The sequence below is a fragment of the Paraburkholderia antibiotica genome, from assembly GCF_012927125.1.
Taxonomy (GTDB): Bacteria; Pseudomonadota; Gammaproteobacteria; order Burkholderiales; family Burkholderiaceae; genus Paraburkholderia; species Paraburkholderia antibiotica.
In genome coordinates, this window is the sequence record NZ_JABBFZ010000021.1 from 24,177 (window position 1) to 39,739 (window position 15,563).

18 protein-coding genes are annotated in these 15,563 nt (G+C 62.7%); 9 read left to right on the forward strand and 9 right to left on the reverse strand.

Annotated elements, in window-relative coordinates:
* The first annotated feature begins 23 nt into the window (after nucleotides 1-23).
* Nucleotides 24-266, forward strand: coding sequence for a hypothetical protein (locus HHL14_RS26500; protein WP_169500559.1), 243 nt, complete (start codon nucleotides 24-26; stop codon nucleotides 264-266).
* Between the two features lie 39 nt (nucleotides 267-305).
* On the opposite strand, the gene HHL14_RS26505 is transcribed toward HHL14_RS26500, so the two are convergent.
* Nucleotides 306-803, reverse strand: coding sequence for a hypothetical protein (locus HHL14_RS26505; RefSeq protein WP_169500560.1), 498 nt, complete (start codon nucleotides 801-803; stop codon nucleotides 306-308).
* Nucleotides 804-945: 142 nt separating this feature from the next.
* On the opposite strand from HHL14_RS26505, the gene HHL14_RS26510 reads away from it, so the two are divergent.
* Nucleotides 946-2,283, forward strand: coding sequence for an MFS transporter (locus HHL14_RS26510; protein WP_169500561.1), 1,338 nt, complete (start codon nucleotides 946-948; stop codon nucleotides 2,281-2,283).
* A gap of 180 nt (nucleotides 2,284-2,463) precedes the next feature.
* On the opposite strand, the gene HHL14_RS26515 is transcribed toward HHL14_RS26510, so the two are convergent.
* Together HHL14_RS26515 and HHL14_RS26520 are read right to left on the reverse strand one after the other, a co-directional pair.
* Nucleotides 2,464-3,120, reverse strand: a complete 657-nt coding sequence (locus HHL14_RS26515) for an L-2-amino-thiazoline-4-carboxylic acid hydrolase (RefSeq protein WP_206002528.1) — start codon at nucleotides 3,118-3,120, stop codon at nucleotides 2,464-2,466.
* A gap of 126 nt (nucleotides 3,121-3,246) precedes the next feature.
* Nucleotides 3,247-5,238: an FUSC family protein gene (locus HHL14_RS26520; RefSeq protein WP_169500563.1), complete on the reverse strand. Its 1,992-nt coding sequence runs from the start codon at nucleotides 5,236-5,238 to the stop codon at nucleotides 3,247-3,249.
* A gap of 178 nt (nucleotides 5,239-5,416) precedes the next feature.
* Here HHL14_RS26520 and HHL14_RS26525 point away from each other — a divergent pair, with 178 nt between their 5' ends.
* Nucleotides 5,417-5,989 carry a GNAT family N-acetyltransferase gene (locus tag HHL14_RS26525; protein ID WP_268966649.1) on the forward strand — a complete coding sequence of 191 codons (573 nt, stop codon included), beginning with the start codon at nucleotides 5,417-5,419 and terminating at the stop codon, nucleotides 5,987-5,989.
* A gap of 109 nt (nucleotides 5,990-6,098) precedes the next feature.
* On the opposite strand, the gene HHL14_RS26530 is transcribed toward HHL14_RS26525, so the two are convergent.
* Nucleotides 6,099-6,740, reverse strand: a complete 642-nt coding sequence (locus tag HHL14_RS26530) for a DUF1109 domain-containing protein (RefSeq protein WP_169500564.1) — start codon at nucleotides 6,738-6,740, stop codon at nucleotides 6,099-6,101.
* Complete coding sequence (locus HHL14_RS26535; protein ID WP_169500565.1) at nucleotides 6,737-7,309, reverse strand: sigma-70 family RNA polymerase sigma factor; 573 nt, start codon at nucleotides 7,307-7,309, stop codon at nucleotides 6,737-6,739. Before HHL14_RS26535 ends, HHL14_RS26530 begins: the two co-directional genes overlap by 4 nt.
* A 292-nt stretch (nucleotides 7,310-7,601) precedes the next feature.
* Between HHL14_RS26535 and HHL14_RS26540 the strand changes: the two genes are divergently transcribed.
* From HHL14_RS26540 to HHL14_RS26560, 5 genes are all read left to right on the forward strand, one after another.
* Nucleotides 7,602-7,868, forward strand: coding sequence for a pentapeptide MXKDX repeat protein (locus HHL14_RS26540; RefSeq protein WP_169500566.1), 267 nt, complete (start codon nucleotides 7,602-7,604; stop codon nucleotides 7,866-7,868).
* A gap of 81 nt (nucleotides 7,869-7,949) precedes the next feature.
* Nucleotides 7,950-8,576, forward strand: coding sequence for a cytochrome b/b6 domain-containing protein (locus tag HHL14_RS26545; RefSeq protein WP_169500567.1), 627 nt, complete (start codon nucleotides 7,950-7,952; stop codon nucleotides 8,574-8,576).
* A gap of 26 nt (nucleotides 8,577-8,602) precedes the next feature.
* Nucleotides 8,603-9,379 (forward strand): molybdopterin-dependent oxidoreductase, encoded by a 777-nt coding sequence (locus tag HHL14_RS26550; protein ID WP_169500648.1) that lies wholly within the window; start codon nucleotides 8,603-8,605, stop codon nucleotides 9,377-9,379.
* Nucleotides 9,380-9,418: 39 nt separating this feature from the next.
* The gene (locus tag HHL14_RS26555) at nucleotides 9,419-9,820 is read left to right on the forward strand and encodes a hypothetical protein (RefSeq protein WP_169500568.1); all 402 of its coding nucleotides are present in this window, start codon (nucleotides 9,419-9,421) and stop codon (nucleotides 9,818-9,820) included.
* A gap of 230 nt (nucleotides 9,821-10,050) precedes the next feature.
* Nucleotides 10,051-10,872: an META and DUF4377 domain-containing protein gene (locus tag HHL14_RS26560; RefSeq protein WP_329601736.1), complete on the forward strand. Its 822-nt coding sequence runs from the start codon at nucleotides 10,051-10,053 to the stop codon at nucleotides 10,870-10,872.
* Between the two features lie 77 nt (nucleotides 10,873-10,949).
* Here HHL14_RS26560 and arsH read toward each other — a convergent pair whose 3' ends face one another.
* From arsH to HHL14_RS26580, 4 genes are all read right to left on the reverse strand, one after another.
* Nucleotides 10,950-11,720, reverse strand: coding sequence for an arsenical resistance protein ArsH (gene arsH / locus HHL14_RS26565; RefSeq protein WP_169500569.1), 771 nt, complete (start codon nucleotides 11,718-11,720; stop codon nucleotides 10,950-10,952).
* Between the two features lie 2 nt (nucleotides 11,721-11,722).
* The gene (locus HHL14_RS26570) at nucleotides 11,723-12,253 is read right to left on the reverse strand and encodes an arsenate reductase ArsC (protein WP_169500570.1); all 531 of its coding nucleotides are present in this window, start codon (nucleotides 12,251-12,253) and stop codon (nucleotides 11,723-11,725) included.
* The gene (locus HHL14_RS26575; protein WP_169500571.1) at nucleotides 12,250-12,609 is read right to left on the reverse strand and encodes an ArsR/SmtB family transcription factor; all 360 of its coding nucleotides are present in this window, start codon (nucleotides 12,607-12,609) and stop codon (nucleotides 12,250-12,252) included. Before HHL14_RS26575 ends, HHL14_RS26570 begins: the two co-directional genes overlap by 4 nt.
* Before the next feature lie 162 nt (nucleotides 12,610-12,771).
* Entirely contained in the window at nucleotides 12,772-13,791 is a 1,020-nt protein-coding gene (locus HHL14_RS26580; RefSeq protein ID WP_169500572.1) for an AraC family transcriptional regulator, read from the reverse strand.
* A gap of 413 nt (nucleotides 13,792-14,204) precedes the next feature.
* On the opposite strand from HHL14_RS26580, the gene HHL14_RS26585 reads away from it, so the two are divergent.
* Nucleotides 14,205-15,563, forward strand: a complete 1,359-nt coding sequence (locus HHL14_RS26585; protein ID WP_169500573.1) for an MFS transporter — start codon at nucleotides 14,205-14,207, stop codon at nucleotides 15,561-15,563.

The following is a 15,563-nucleotide window of genomic DNA, read 5'->3' on the forward strand; positions in this document are numbered from 1 at the left end:
ACGTTGCTGGAGTTCACGCCCTCATGAAGTCCCTTTGCTTCGCAACAGCTCTTCTCGTGCTTACCGCCGGCTGTACCTCGACCTCGTCGCCGGCGAACGATCAACTGGCGCGGCCCCCTTCGGCCGATGCCGATAGCTATCTGCTGCATACGCCCGATGCCGCGGCGAGACCTCAGCGGCTTACTGTCGGGACCAGCTATTCAGATACGCAGTTGATCTTGCCGTGGTTTCTTAATGACATCATCAACTTTGTGAACTATCGATAGTCGTTGAAACCGCCAGGTGCAACCAGGTTGAAGCATTCGCTACGGCAACGGTGAACGAAGAATGGTCGGGGCGAGATCGCGTAGGGTAGGGTTCAGCCGCATGACGAGCAACGTGGCGTCGTTGCTCCCGTTCATCTTTGCGATGCCCTGGATTGGGTCCTGAGACTTCACCAGCCGGCTCATGGTGCCCAGGCCGTCTTCATTGGCTGGCGTTTCGAACGCAACCTGATCGGGGCCAAGGTGCTGGACGCGATCGCGGGGGAAAGGGCCGTTCCTGAATTCGTCCTTGGGCAAGAGGCCTTCGTTCGCGACTGCATCGACGAAGGCTTGCCGGTTCGGAAACAATCGTGCTGCGATCTTCGCTGCTTCGAAGCGCCCGGACGTATTGCCGTATGAAGTACTGAGCTGAATGCCTTGGCCCTTGATGCGGCTGTTCTGGCTGAGCGCCAACTGGTGCGGGTCGCCGGGTACTACGAAAAGCGTCGAGCCGTTTGAGCCATAGAGGCCGACGCATTTCCAACCACGCGGTGCCAACACGGCAAGATTGTTTCCATGCCCTGACGGTATAACAACAGACCCAATCGGTATTGGCGGAACAAAGCCGATTCGCATAGTCTGAGACCCTGTATCAACCGATATAAAACAAAAAGCGACGCCATCGCGCGTGCACGGAGACATCTTGGACAAGCCTCTCGACATTGCATCGCTCATTGACCGCGAGCCGCTCCGGCTCTATCAGTGGGGCATCTTCCTGCTTTGCTTTGTAACCGCGGTGTTCGATGGTTTCGACACGCAAGCCATTGCTTTTACGGGCCCGGCGATCGTCGCGGCATTCGGTTTGCACGCCGGAGATCTCGCGCCCATTCTGATTGCCGGGACGCTGGGCATGACGATCGGCGCGATGACCCTGGGTCTGGTCGGCGATCGGATAGGCCGTCGTCCGGCGCTGCTGGCTGGCATCGCCGTGTTCAGCATCGCTTCGCTGCTGACCGCCTGGGCGGGCAACACGGTGCAGATTCTCATTTTGCGGTTCATCGCTGGACTTGGCATGGGCGGTTGTACACCGGTCCTGCTGGCTCTTGCCGCGGAGTACGGTTCGGCGCAGCGTCGAGGCGCCATCATGACGGGCGTCCTGCTCGGCCTGCCTGCAGGAGCGATGCTGGGCGGCCTGCTGGCCGCACGCATGATGCCCGTGATCGGCTGGCAGGGCGTATTCGTGGTCGGCGGAGCCGCGCCGCTGCTGTTCCTCGTCGTGCTTTACTTCGCATTGCCGGAATCTCTGCAGTATCTGGCGAGCCGGTCGGACCACGCCAGCACACGGCGCGTGAGCAAAACATTGCGCCGCATCGTGACGGTCGCATTGCCGGCCGACGCGACCTTCAAGGTTGCAGGAAAAGCCACGCGCGCCAGCGTTACCGCATTGTTTGCCAATGGCAATGCGCGTAACACCGTGGCTATCTGGGCCGTCTATCTGTGCAACTGGGTTGCGTGGTTCATGTTCCTTTCGTGGCTGCCCACCGTGCTGAAGGCCGCGGGCCTGCCGGTTGCGCAAGCGCCGATGGGTACGGTGATCGTGAATGCAGTGTTCATCGTGTGCGCCATTCCGCTCTCGCTGCTTCTGCCCAAAGTGAACACCCGCCGTTTGCTGATGGTGCTGCTCGGACTCGGCATTGCGATTGCCGTCGGGCTGGCTTATGCCGGCACTACGTGGGGTCTGGTGTTTGCGCTGGCCGGCGCAGCAGGGCTGGGGATCGGCGGTCAGCAGATCGCGCTGAACTATCTGGTGGTGGGCGCCTATCCGACGACACTGCGCGCAACAGCGACCGGGTGGGCGATCGGCATGGGCCGCGTGGGCGCGATTGCGGGTTCCGCGGTAGGCGGTACGGTGCTGGCGCAAGGCGGCCCGAGCGGATTCTATCTGGCGCTCGCCGTCCCGCTCGCGGCAGCGATGTTTGCCGTGATGGCGATTCGTACGACGGGGCGCGTGGCCGACGGCGAGCTTGTCGTCGCGCATTGATCCATCGCATGATGAATGCGATGAACCGCGAGTCCCGCATTTGAGCATGCGCGGGATCGCATTCGCGTGAACGCGGGTCGCTACCGGCGGCACGGAAGTGCCGCCGGGCAAAGTACTACGCAATACCGGAAGGCAAGGTAGCCGGGAGGCCGACCTGCGGCAATCATCCTGCCGTGCGTTTTATTCAGGCTTCAGTCCGGGTTTCAGTTTTGAAAACCGGAAATTGCAGTGGCTTGCTCCACCGGCCAATGTTTGCGTCCTTTCCAGGTAGATGCCCCGCGTCGCATAGTCGTCGAAATCGAGCCCGCAGATGCTGGGCAGAAGTTCCTTGTCACCATGGCGAGCGGCGAACTTGCAGAAACCGCAAGCGGTGTAGTTGATACCGAATTCGAAGTTCTCACCGGGGCGCGGCTCGACATACTCGTATGCAAAGTCGTCCGGAAATGCCTGCCGGTGGCTTTCTGTGATGCTCATGACGGCCTGCTTGCTCAACAGGCCCCGGTTCTCCGCCGACATGAACTGGCGACCTGCGGCAAGACGCTCTGCTTCGGGCACGGCGAGCCCTTCCTGCGTCAAGGTTTCCCGCGTGATGTCGCTAATCACCGCCAGCGGCACACCATGCCGCCGGAGCACCCGGCCGATGGCCAGGAAGCCTATGAGGCGCATGAAGAAGTTGCTCATGCGATTTTCCGCGCCGCCAACATAAGGCAGTTGGGTGAGCACCAGATCGAATTCAGCCATCACCGCATGCTTGATGTCTTCAAGATCCGAAAGTCCCGTGCGCTCGCGCAAGATCGTCTCGGCGAGATCAAGGCGATGGCGCATGCTGGCTTCCATGGCGCTTCGATTCGACTCGTAAAAGGGATGAACACTTTCAGTCATGGCGCACCTCTCTAAACTTCCTGCCCGAAAAACTGGCGGGATAGATCGATTATCGACTCAAATCCCAAAGCACCGTCTACCTCAATTTACCACCCGTCGATTCCCCGGCGGCGCGACATCAGGGAACAACGCAAGACGTATCCCAACGAGATCGATTGCCGCTTCACGCACTTCGGGACTCGAAAAAGCGGGAAAAGACCACACCGCTTCGTCGAGCGCGTTCACCGCTTCTTCGGGCGTGAGATCGCCTTTGGCATAGCTGGCAATCGCCAACAGCGTTCTGCCGATAACACTTCGCGTCGCCGCGCCGAACCGGTTCATCCCCCGATGCAATTGCAGCATATTCAGCGAAGCGCGCAGATTGCCGAACTCCAGGCCCTTCAGATCGCTGGACAGTTCGTCGCCGAGGCGGATGGCCACCGCCTCAAAACGGTCCAGCATTTTGTCGAGCAGGTCGTCGTACTGGATCACGCTTTTGCCGCTCGCAATGTTCCCCATGTCGCGGCGATCCGCGCGGATAAGCCGGGCGATGCGCTGCGGCGCATTCATCGAACGCATGATGAGCGTGACGATCAGCGTGAACGTAATGCCGATCACAGTACTGATGCCGTTGTTCAGGAACGTCGCGAAATCGGCGGAATAGGTTTCCTGAAGGCTCATCGTGGGCAACGCATTCAGTAGCGCGGGCGTCAGCCATGGCGTGAAAAACGGATTGCTGACGACGGCCGCGGCGGGGATCAGGAATACGCCGAGCGAAGCAATTAATGCCGGAAATCCGTCGATACCCGGAAACACGCCGAACAAGAACACGCCGGCCACCGTCACGGCCAGCGCATTGCCGAGCAGGAAGCTGTTGATCGCCGGCGCCGGGTCGTCCATATGCGCAAAGATGCTGCCGGCCACGACCGCCATGATGGCCGCCGTGCTGCCGGCCGGCCAGGCGGTGACGCGCCAGAAGGTGCAGACGCCGATCAGACTGATCGCGACCGCGAGGCACGACAGCACGACCAGCAACGGGTCCACATGTCCGCGCGGACGGCTCCAGACGGGCGGCGATTCCTGGACCACGCGCGTGCCTTGCGCGATGTCGATGCAGTCGCACCACAGCGTGACGAACTCGCGCAGGCGAATCAGAAGTCCGGCTCGCACCAGACTTCCCCAACTGCCGTTCACCGGCACGGCGGCGGCCGCATCGAGCTTGTCCAGCAACGGGCGCGGGTCGGGATACTGCTGGCGTTGCACGGAAGGAATGCTGGCCGACAGCCAGGCGCGGATGTCGTCGACCAGTGGCGCGATCTGCTCGAATACCTCGGGCTCGTATTGCCGCAGATTGGCGAGGCGCGAAACCGACGATGTCATCATCAAACCGGTCCGGCGCACCTGTCGCCGCAACGCGTACATGGTGCGCAATATCTGGGGGTCGTCGCGTTCGTAGCGCGCCTGGTCGAACAGCTGATCGATCGCGCCCACCCGCATGGCGAGCCGGCGCCGCTCGGCGTGAGACACGCGCACGTAGCTCGTCAGGCTGGCCGACGCCAGCGCGGCGAGATCCGTCAGCCAGCCGTCCATCTGTTCGCGCAGCGCGGGGCCGACGTTTTTGACGAGGAAGATTGCGTGCAGCACATGGCAGCAGACGATTCCGAGGCTGATCTCTTCGACGCGAGCAATCGCGGTGTCGAAGATCGCCATCGGCGTATCGACGGAAGGGAAGCCGATGATCGCGGCGGTATAACCCGCCAGCATGAATGCATAGCCGCGCAGACTGCCGTCCAGCAGCGACCCGGCCAGACACACGCCGGCCCAGCCGGCCAGCGCGACGATCAGCAGCGGCGGACTGTCGACGAGATTGGGCACGGCGGCGACCGCGAAGGCCGCCCCGCACAGCGTGCCGATCAAGCGCCACAACGCCTTCGCGTTCAGCGCGCCGGCGTTGCGTTGCGAGACGATGTAGACCGTCCCCGCGGCCCAGTACGGTCGTTGGAGGTCCGCCGCGAAGGCGATGTAGAGGGCAAGCGTCGCAGCTGCGAAAGTGACGAGGGCAAAAGACCAGTCTTGTCGCGTGGGCCAGCGCATGGATCGACCGAAGAATTCAGTTGACTGGCAGCATATCGCGGGTCGCGGGATTGCGTCGCGAAAGGGCGCAGAGCGTCGCGCGGATGGAAGGAGAACGAAATGACGATTGGACTTCGCATCCCATGCAGCGAATGCTGCGGCGGTACAATCCGCGAGTCGCGATCATCTCCCCATTTTCATGCTGAGAATCAGTCCTCCGACGTTGAGCGATACCGATGCGCTACTGGCATTCGAGGTCGACAACCGCGCTTACTTCGAGCAATGGATCAACGCTCGCCCCGACGACTACTACAGCGCCTGCGCCGTTCGCGACGCGATAGCAACGGCAACGAGCGATAGGGACGCGGACCGCGCCTATCAGTACCTCGTCTGGTTCGACGATACGATCGTCGGTCGGGTCAATCTCGTCGGCGTGACTCGCCCGTATTTCAACAAGGCGACGCTTGGATATCGGATCGGGAGTCGCTTTGCGGGGCATGGCTATGCATCGCGGGCCGTCAGGCTTGCCATGGACATTGCCGCGGCGGAACTGAATTTGTCGCGAGTGGAAGCCGTCGTGCGGCCCGAGAACATCGGGTCGATGCGAGTCCTGGAGCGGAACGGGTTCGTCGCGTTCGGGCGAGCCTGCAGGAGCATGTATTTGCATGGCGAGTGGCATGACCTCGTGCATTTCGAATGCCATCTCGACGAACCGGGAGCGCCGCCGGCCATAGGTCCAGCGAAGGCGGCATCGACGTCTGGATCGAATTAGTCGTTTCGGGGCAGCCAGGAATCAGAACACGAATCCACGCCCGCATTCGTCACTCACGGCATGCCACTCGCGCCCGCTGTCCGGCTCCCAACAGCGAGCGCCCGTCTAACTACCACCGCAACAGTCGCGGTCCAAGCAGCGCGCCGATCACCGTCGGCACCAGCATCCCGAGCAGATACCACACGCCCCAGAACGGAACGCCCATTTCCGGGCAATGCAGGCAATACACGAGTGTCGCGGTCGAACCGGCCAGCAGGCCGCCCGCCGCGCCGGCCGCCGCCAGCTGGGTCGGCGCGAGCCCCCGGAGGGCCCAGAACACCGCGACGAAGCCGGGCACCGCCAGCATCGCGATCAGCGTCGGGCAGACGCGCCAGGTCTGGCCGAGCACGAGCGCAAGCCGCGCGTCGGGCGGCGCGGCGAGCAACACATAGGCGGTGGCCAGCCACACCGCCGCGACCGGCGCGGCAGTCAGCCAGCCGCTGACGCCCGCGCGCACGCCGGGCCGCGCGAATCGCGTCGACATCCACAGCGAATCGATCATCAGACACAACGGCAACGCGACCTTGGCCCAGAAGATCGGCGTGAGCGCGACTTCGGCGAGGTCCGGCCGAATGCCGAGCAGCGTCGCCATGAGCAGCGTCGCGCCCGCCACGCCAACCAGCACGGCGACGCAAAAACGTTTCGTCAGCGCGTGACGGTCGACCGGCGCGACGTCGGTGGCGAGCAGGGAAATGAAGTCGTCCGTTTTCATTGCGCTCCTCGAATCTTTGCGGCCAAGGCCTTGAGTCCGCGATGCACGCCGATTTTCACCGCCGACTCCGACAGGCCGGTCAACTTCGCGGTCTCCGTCACGGATAGTCCTTCGAGTTTCACATGCACGATCGGCAGGCGCTGGCGATCGGGTAGTTGTTCCAGCAGCTTCGCGACATCGCGCTGGGCTTGCGCCGGTTCGAGATCGGGCGCGGCCAGCAATTCGGAGGCGTCGTCGAGCGGATCGTTCAGCGCGTCATGGCGCGAGCGCGCCCGGAAGTAATCCGTCAGCTTGTAGCGCGCAATCGCGTGAATCCACGCGGTCAACGGTTCCTCGACGCGATAGGTATGTCTCGCGTTGTGCACCGCCAGCAAGATTTCCTGCACGAGATCCTCGACATCGGCTGCGTGATCGTAAAGCCGCCGCCGCAGGAAGCCGCGCAAATGCGGGCCCAGTTCCGAGAGGAATTGCCGATATGCGGCGCTGTCGCCCGCGAGGCCGAGCAGGAACAGCGCGCGCAGATGCGATTCCCTGGCCTGCGCTGCGGTGATATCAGTAGTTCGCTTCATCGGGCGTGTCGGTTACAGGAAACCGGAGTTTATTCCATCGCCAGATGGATCGGCGTTCCGGATGGGGCGTGCTTGCGGTTGCCTGACGTCTGTTTAGCGCTGGTCAGCCGTGCCGCAAAAAAATTTTCGCGGGCTGTAACCGCGCCGCGAAACGCGACGAACTACCTGACAGATGCGCGATGACGACGCATCGATCGTTGCTGGATAGCGGTCTTTTTCTGATCCATCCGGGCCGGTCGCGAGCCATAACGACAAGCGACGACGGCCCGACTCACCACCTGAAGGAGTTGTCATGAAACGCATTGCAATCGCAGCAGTTGCCGTAGCCATGCTTGTCGGCGGCGGTTCGGCGTTCGCCCAGGCGAGCGGCGCGATGTCCAACGATTCGATGTCGAAAGACACGATGGGCAAGGACTCGATGGGTAAGGACTCAATGGCCAAGGATTCCATGGGCAAAGACGCGATGGGCAAGGACGCGATGTCCAAACACTCGATGAAAAAGGACACCGGCAAGATGAAACCCGACGCGATGAAAAAAGACGACGCAATGAGCCAGTAACGCGCTCGGGTGCGTTCCCGGCATGCAGTCCCGAACGCACCTGAAGCGGCGCCTGTCCTCAGCGGCTTCACGGAGATTCGTATGAACGCGATTTCCCAACCCGGCGCTGCGCCTCGCGCGACGCGCCCGATCCAACCCGTCTGGGTGCGCATCGCGCATTGGCTCAATGCGCTGGCGGTCGTGCTGATGATGCTGTCGGGATGGCGCATCTACGATGCGTCGCCGGTGTTCAAAAGTTTCCAGATTCCGCCCGGCATCACGCTCGGCGGCTGGCTCGGCGGCGCGTTGCAATGGCATTTCGCGGCGATGTGGCTGCTGTTCTTCAACGCGCTGTTTTATCTGACGATGAACCTCGTCACCGGTCGCATCCGCTCGAAGTTCTTTCCGCTGTCGCCGCGCGCGATTCTGCACGACTTGGGCGAAGCGTTGAAAGGCCGGCTGTCGCACGCGGACCCGGGCCGCTACAACGCGGTGCAGAAGTTCGCCTATCTGTTCGTGATGATCGACATCGCCGTGCTGATCGCCTCGGGGCTCGTCATCTGGAAGTCGGTGCAGTTTCCGCTGCTGCGTGAATTGATGGGCGGATACGATCGTGCGCGCGTCGTTCATTTCTGCGCGATGGCGCTGCTGGCCGGCTTTATCGTCGTTCATCTGGCGATGGTCGCGCTCGTGCCGCGCTCGTTGCTCACGATGATTCGTGGCCACTAATCGAAGAGGTGATCGTGAAGCCACTCGTGAAGCCACTCAAGCCTCTGTCGCCGAACGTCGATCTCGACTCGGTGAGTATCGACGTGCGTCGTGAGCTCGATATGCCGTCGCGTCGTCTGTTCGGCAAACGCATCCTGACGCTGGGCGGTCTGGCGATGTTGAGCGGATGCAGCCTGTCGGACGACAAATCGGTCGAGACGTTTTTATCGCGCGTGTCGAGGATGAACGACCGCGTGCAGGCCTGGCTATTCGATCCTCACCGTCTCGCGCCGACCTACACCGAAGCGCAGATCACGCGCCCGTTTCCGTTCAACGCGTTCTACGGCATCGAGGACGTGCCGCGTGTCGACGGCAGCGATTTCCGTCTGAAGGTAAGCGGTCTCGTGCAGAGCAGGAAGGTCTGGACGCTCGACGAGCTTTACGCGCTGCCGAAGGCCGAGCAGATCACGCGGCATATCTGCGTCGAGGGCTGGAGTGCGATCGGCCGCTGGGGCGGCACGCCGTTCGCGGAATTTCTGCGGCGCGTCGGCGCGGATACCTCCGCGAAATACGTGGGTTTCAAATGCGCGGACGACTACTATGAGAGCATCGATATGCCGACGGCGCTGCATCCGCAGACGCTGCTGACCTTTACGTATGACGGTCAGCAACTGCCTGCCCAATACGGTTATCCGATGAAGCTCAGAATGCCGACGAAGCTCGGCTACAAGAATCCCAAGCACATCGTGGAGATCTTCGTGACCAACACGTTTCCTGGCGGCTATTGGGTCGACCAGGGGTATAACTGGTTTGGCGGATCGTGACGCATGGCAACGGTGCCGCCAGTGACGAGGGCATTCATCATGTCAGGCGAGTGGAAGCAGCGCGCGAGGCTCTTCATCCAGCGTTTCTGGCAGCCGACCAGCGCATGCATGACCTGCATGCCGGGAAGCTGGGGCAATATCCTGAGCGTCGCCCACTGGACGATCGCCTTGCAGACCGGTCTCCTGACCGGCCTGCTGGCGGTCCTGCTGACCTTCACGCCCGCGGGCCGATTCTATGGGCATCGCTATGGCAACGCGCTGATTGTCGGCGTGCTGACGACGATCGGCGATGCTTACTCGCACACGAGCCACTACCGTCTGTCGTACGTGGAGCACTTCGCGACGGGGGCGGTGTCCGCGATTCTGACGCTGGTCGCGTCGTATCTGCTGGAGGACCGGGCAAGACGCGTGCGCACGGTGTGGGCGCGGGTTCTGGGGTAATGAGGGTTAGCGACAGGTAACCAGGGTTGGAGCAGCCTCCAGAAGGCAGGCACGCGTCGCCCGAGTTCAGGGACGCGCGATACGCCGATTGCTCCGCGCATGTTATCCGGCGTGCATGACGCATTCGATCTTGCGAGCAACCATCTGCGCTATCCTGTCGGTCGTCGCATTGCGCCATGTTCGATGCGACCGACGCCAGGATCATCCACTGAACCCACAGAGGTGCCGACGTGAAATACCGCATGCTATTGCTGCTGCTCGTTCTTGCCGCCTGCGCGCAAACCCCCGAAGCGACCGGGCCGGCGCCGTCAACGACACCCGCGAGCACGACCGCCGCGAGCGCACCGGCGACCAGCGGGGCCGACCTGCTGGGCCGATATCATTGGCAACTCAACAATGCGATCGACAGCAAGGGCACGCGCATCGATGCCCTTTTCGTGCGTCCGAACCAGCCGTTGCAGCTGGACTTCAGCGCCGACCGGCTGAACGTGGTCAATAGCTGCAACACCCTCGGGGCCGGCTATAGCATCAAGAAAGGGCGGATGCAGGTCGGGCCGATGGTCAGCACGATGATGGCCTGCCGCGATCCCGGTCTGGCCGCGCTCGACGACGCCATTTCCCAGCGCCTGCGCGGCAGCCTCAACGTGAACCTGCTCGCGCGCGACAACGCGCCGAGCCTGCAACTGGTCACCGATAGCGGCGATACGCTGAGCTTCACTGGCGTGCCGACCGCGGAGACGCGCTACGGCGGTCCGGGGGAAATCGCTTTCCTTGAAGTGGCGCCGCAGTCGGTGCCGTGCAACCACCCGCTGATTCCGGACAAGCAATGCCTGCTGGTACGCGAACGTTACTTCGACGAACAGGGTCTCGCGAGCGGCACGCCCGGGCCGTGGCAACCGCTGAATCAGGATATCGACGGCTATACGCATACGCCGGGCATTCGCAATGTGCTGCGGGTAAAGCGTTTTACCGTCAGGAATCCGCCGGCGGATGCACCGTCGGTCGCGTATGTGCTGGATCTGGTGGTCGAATCGGAGAAGGTGGGGCAGTGAGGCACCGTCCGCGTGGCGGGCCGGCAGCCATGCCGGCCCGTTGCTAATCGGTCGTCAGATCGGCCGTCAGGCGGGGCTCATTCGGTTTCGCTGTCGTCGCTGTCGTTCGCGCTGGAGCCGGCGTCGCTTTCATGCCGCATGGCTGAGCCGGCAAGTGTGCTCGCCACCGCGGGTGCCGCCTCCTTGCGTTCGCTGTAGCGATCCGTCAGGTAGTCCGAACGGTCGCGCACCAGCAGCGTGAACTTGAACAGTTCTTCCATCACGTCGACCACGCGGTCGTAGTAGGCCGATGGCTTCATCCGGCCGGTGTCGTCGAATTCCTGATACGCCTTCGCCACCGACGACTGGTTGGGAATCGTCACCATCCGCATCCAGCGTCCCAGCACGCGCAGCGCATTCACCGCATTGAACGATTGCGAGCCGCCGCACACCTGCATGACCGCGAGCGTGCGGCCTTGCGTCGGCCGGATGCCCGCGCTCTCCAGCGGCAGCCAGTCGATCTGATTCTTGAACACGGCCGTCAGATTGCCGTGCCGCTCCGGGCTGCACCATACCTGTCCCTCGGACCACGCCGACAGCGTGCGCAGTTCGACGACCTTCGGATGATCGGCCGCGACGCTATCGGCGAGCGGCAAGCCATGTGGATCGAACACGCGGGTGTCGGCGCCGAGGTGGCGCAGGATCCGCTCGGCTTCGAGCGTCAGCAGCTGGCTATACGAGGTCGTACGCAGCGAGCCGTATAGCAGCAGGATGCGCGGCGGGTGCGTCGATGCATGCTCGGGGGTGAGCTTGCGTTGATCCGGTATGTCGAGATGAGTAGGGCTGAGGTTGGGCAAGTCGGCAAGCATGTTCAGGGTCTCCGGAAACTGGGGTGATCGGCCCGTGGCGGACGCTCGCCTATCGCGCGCATTTCGCGCTGAATCGCGGCGTGATCGAGTTCGTGCAGCGGCAGACTCATGAACTCGCTGACGCGGTCGTGGATCTGTCGATAGACCGTGTCGAAGATCTCGCGCTTGTCGCTGTCGCTTCCCTGGCACGCCGCGGGGTCTTCGAACCCCCAGTGCGCGGTGATCGGCTTGCCGGGCCAGAGCGGGCAGGTTTCGCCGGCGGCCTGATCGCATACGGTGACGACGAAATCCATGCGCGGCGCGTCGGGCGCGGCGAATTCGTCCCAGCTTTTGCTGCGCATCTGCGCGGTGTCGTAGCCGAGCGCCTTGCATCGCTCGATCGCAAACGGATTGACCGCGCTGGACGGATGGCTGCCCGCGCTATAGGCGCGAAATTTCCCTTCGCCGAGCACGTTGAACAGCGCCTCAGCCATGATGCTGCGCGCGCTGTTACCGGTGCAGAGGATCAGTATCGAATAAGGTTGGTCGTTCACGTGCGGCTCCGCGTCGGCTTAACGACTTCGGCAGGCGCGCGGCAGTCCGACCGGGCGTTGGCCGAACATGGCGCGCCGGCGCAGCAGTTCTCGGTGAGAAAGCCGAGCAGCGACGTCATCGCGTCGAAGTTGGCGGTGTAGATGACGAAGCGTCCTTCCTGTCGCGGGCTCGCGAGGCCGGCATGCGTGAGGTCTTTCAGATGAAACGACAGACCGGACGGCGAGATCCCCAACGCTTGCGCGATGTCGCCGGCGGCCATGCCCTCCGGACCGGCTACGACGAGTTGACGGAAGATCGCGAGGCGGGATTCGTGAGCGAGCGCGCCGAGCGCGCGAACGGCATTGATCGTGTCCATGCGCGGCACTCTACACGGTACCGTTCTATATTTCAATAAATGTTGAAATGATGAGGGTGACCAGTCGAATCGGCAGGGCGCTCCGTCAAGAAGCGCGTCGTTACTTCAGCGTATCGGCAAAGGTCGGCGTGCTAGCCGCGCGCACCACTCTACGGCGACGCACTACGCACACCGCTGCCGCCGCTTCTGCGTATCGCGCGGCAATTCGTTGAAGCGCGCGAAGTAGTACGCGGAAAAGCGGCCGAGGTGGCCAAAGCCGAACGCCAGCGCGGTATCGGTAATGCTGCACGACGGTTCCGTCAGCAGACGCGTGCGCGCGGCTTCGAGGCGCATGTTGCGCAGCAGTTCCATCGGCGTCACGCCATGGTGGCGCCGGCACATCACGTTCAGCGTGCGAAAACTGACGCCGGCCACGCGCGCGAGATCTTCGAGCGAAATCGGCGCGCACAGGCGCGAGTCGATATATTCGAGCAACGCTTCCATCTGCTTCGCGCTGCCGTGTTGCAGCCGCGCATCGGCCGCATTGCTGGCTGATTCGAGGGATAACGGTGCCTCCGCCGCCGCCGGCGGAAGCTGATGGACCAGCAGAAAGAGCGCGAGGTTGCGCTCGAAATGATCGCGCCACTCGCCACGAATATCGCCGTCACCGGATTGCGTGACGATGTTCAGCAGCGACTGCGCGATCAGATCCCACTGCGAAGCGAGCGCCTGCGGCAGCAGCCGGCCCGGCGTCAATTCGAGCGCGGCGTCGGGCGAGCGGCCCGACACTTCCAGCATCAATGCGTCCGGCACCTTGACGATGAACTGCTGCGTGCCCGGCAGCCAGCGCAATTGCACGCTGCGTTTCGGCGACAACACTGCGGTGCGTCCTTCGGTGACGCTCATCACCGTGCCATCGCATTCGATTTCCACTTCCCCCTTCAACGACGTATGCACGAGCGTGAAGCCGTCGAACGGCCGTGGCGTGACCTCGACCTGGGCACCGTATTGCAGCGCATAGAGGCTCAGATGATTGAGCTCGGCCTTGAAGAGCGCGGAATCCGGCGCACCGTTTTTCCAGCGTATTACGTGATCGCTTAACTCTTCGGTGACCTGCTCGTGCGTATCGACGGGGTCATCGGAGCGGAACAGGCAATTGCGGTACAGCGCCGACAGCGCTTGCGATTTCGGTGACAAGGGCATGCCGTCTCCAGTGTGGCCTTACGTTTCCCGTCGCATTCCGAAGCATCGGAATGCACTTTCTCAGGCCTCTTATAGGGCGTGAATGTCCTTGCGGATGTGGTGATGGCTGAGCATAGCGTCGTCCGCCTCGTGCGCTGAATTCGGAAAGCTACCGATAGCGCCACACCGGTTCGCGACAAGTTTATGGCAGCGGTGAAAAAAGCGGACTGACCTGGATAGTCGATGTGCAATTTCTGGATAGTGAAAACCTTTCTGGATTCATACACTGCGCCCACTCATACATAGAAAACCTGCGCCGACGATTCATCGATACGTGTTTTTCTTCTGGCGAAACATCGCTTGAAGCGACGCGGCGGCACTCGACCTGAACGCGCTTTATCGCGCGACAGGCTTTGACAAAGGAGGAGACACTCATGCGGGAAATCGATTTGCACGCGCTCGCCGACGAGGCGAAGCTCAACCCTCTGCACTACATCGTGCTGATCTGGTGCGCACTCATCATCATCTTCGACGGCTATGACCTTGCGGTCGCCGGCATTGCGCTGCCCTCGATCATGAAGGAGATGGGCGTCAATCCCGCGAAGGCGGGCTTCATGGTCAGCTCGGCGCTGTTCGGCATGATGTTCGGCAACATCCTGTTCGGCACGGTCGCCGATCGCATCGGCCGTCGCTGGGCGATCGCGATCTGTCTCGCGCTGTTCAGCGTCTTTACCGCGTTGGCCGGTTTGGCCTCGACGCCGATCGAATTCGGCGCGGCGCGCTTTGTTGCAGGTATCGGTATCGGCGGCGTGATGCCGAACGTGATCGCGCAAATGACCGAATACGCGCCGCGCCGTTTGCGCAGCACGATGGTCACGCTGATGTTCAGCGGTTACTCCGTCGGCGGCATGCTGGCGGCGGTGCTCGGCAAGGGCATGATCGAACGGTTCGGCTGGCCGTCGGTGTTCATGGCCGCGGGCGCGCCGGTTCTGCTAGTGCCGTTGCTGCTGCGCTGGATGCCGGAATCGATGTCGTTCCTCGTCATGAAGCGCGATACCGACAGGCTCGCGCGCATTGCCCGTCGCCTCGATCCGGGCTATCAGCCGCGCAGCGGCGACCGTTTCATCGTGAATCGCGCGGAGTCCGCGGGCAAGGCGTCGATGAGCCAGCTGTTCGCCGACGGCCGTGGTTTCAGCACGATCATGTTCTGGATCGGCACGTTCATGTGTCTGTTCATGGTGTATGCGCTTAGTTCGTGGCTGACCAAACTGATGGCTACCGCCGGCTATAGCCTCGGCTCGGCGCTGACCTTCGTGCTGGTGCTGAATTTCGGCGCGATGATCGGCGCGATCGGCGGCGGCTGGCTCGCGGACAAGCTGCATATCAAGTACGTGCTGGTCGGCATGTATCTGCTCGCGGCAGTGTCGATCACGCTGCTCGGCGTCAAGATGCCGACGGGTCTGCTGTTCGTGCTGGTCGGTCTCGCCGGCGCGTCGACGATCGGCACGCAGATCGTCAATTGCGCGTACGCCGGGCAGTTCTATCCGACGGCCGTGCGCTCGACCGGCATTGGCTGGGTGCTGGGCGTCGGGCGCAGCGGCGCGATCGTCGCGCCGATTCTGATCGGCGTGCTGGTCGGCATGGGTCTGCCGCTGCAGCAGAATTTCATGGCGATCGGTCTGCCCGCGCTGGTCGCGGCCGGCGTGGTCGCGCTGATCGATCATCGCCGCTCCGCGTCGCACCAGGGCGAGGCCAGCGCGCCTGTCGCCACGCAGCAGGTGGCGCGCGGCTAA

Coding starts and splice junctions, on each gene's coding strand:
- HHL14_RS26500 (WP_169500559.1), top strand. CDS start 24: ATGAAGTCCCTTTGCTTCGCAACAGCTCTTCTCGTGCTTACCGCCGGC.
- HHL14_RS26515 (WP_206002528.1), bottom strand. CDS start 3,120: ATGGAAGCCAGCATGCGCCATCGCCTTGATCTCGCCGAGACGATCTTG.
- HHL14_RS26520 (WP_169500563.1), bottom strand. CDS start 5,238: ATGCGCTGGCCCACGCGACAAGACTGGTCTTTTGCCCTCGTCACTTTC.
- HHL14_RS26525 (WP_268966649.1), top strand. CDS start 5,417: ATGCTGAGAATCAGTCCTCCGACGTTGAGCGATACCGATGCGCTACTG.
- HHL14_RS26530 (WP_169500564.1), bottom strand. CDS start 6,740: ATGAAAACGGACGACTTCATTTCCCTGCTCGCCACCGACGTCGCGCCG.
- HHL14_RS26535 (WP_169500565.1), bottom strand. CDS start 7,309: ATGAAGCGAACTACTGATATCACCGCAGCGCAGGCCAGGGAATCGCAT.
- HHL14_RS26540 (WP_169500566.1), top strand. CDS start 7,602: ATGAAACGCATTGCAATCGCAGCAGTTGCCGTAGCCATGCTTGTCGGC.
- HHL14_RS26545 (WP_169500567.1), top strand. CDS start 7,950: ATGAACGCGATTTCCCAACCCGGCGCTGCGCCTCGCGCGACGCGCCCG.
- HHL14_RS26555 (WP_169500568.1), top strand. CDS start 9,419: ATGTCAGGCGAGTGGAAGCAGCGCGCGAGGCTCTTCATCCAGCGTTTC.
- arsH (WP_169500569.1), bottom strand. CDS start 11,720: ATGCTTGCCGACTTGCCCAACCTCAGCCCTACTCATCTCGACATACCG.
- HHL14_RS26575 (WP_169500571.1), bottom strand. CDS start 12,609: ATGGACACGATCAATGCCGTTCGCGCGCTCGGCGCGCTCGCTCACGAA.
- HHL14_RS26580 (WP_169500572.1), bottom strand. CDS start 13,791: ATGCCCTTGTCACCGAAATCGCAAGCGCTGTCGGCGCTGTACCGCAAT.
- HHL14_RS26585 (WP_169500573.1), top strand. CDS start 14,205: ATGCGGGAAATCGATTTGCACGCGCTCGCCGACGAGGCGAAGCTCAAC.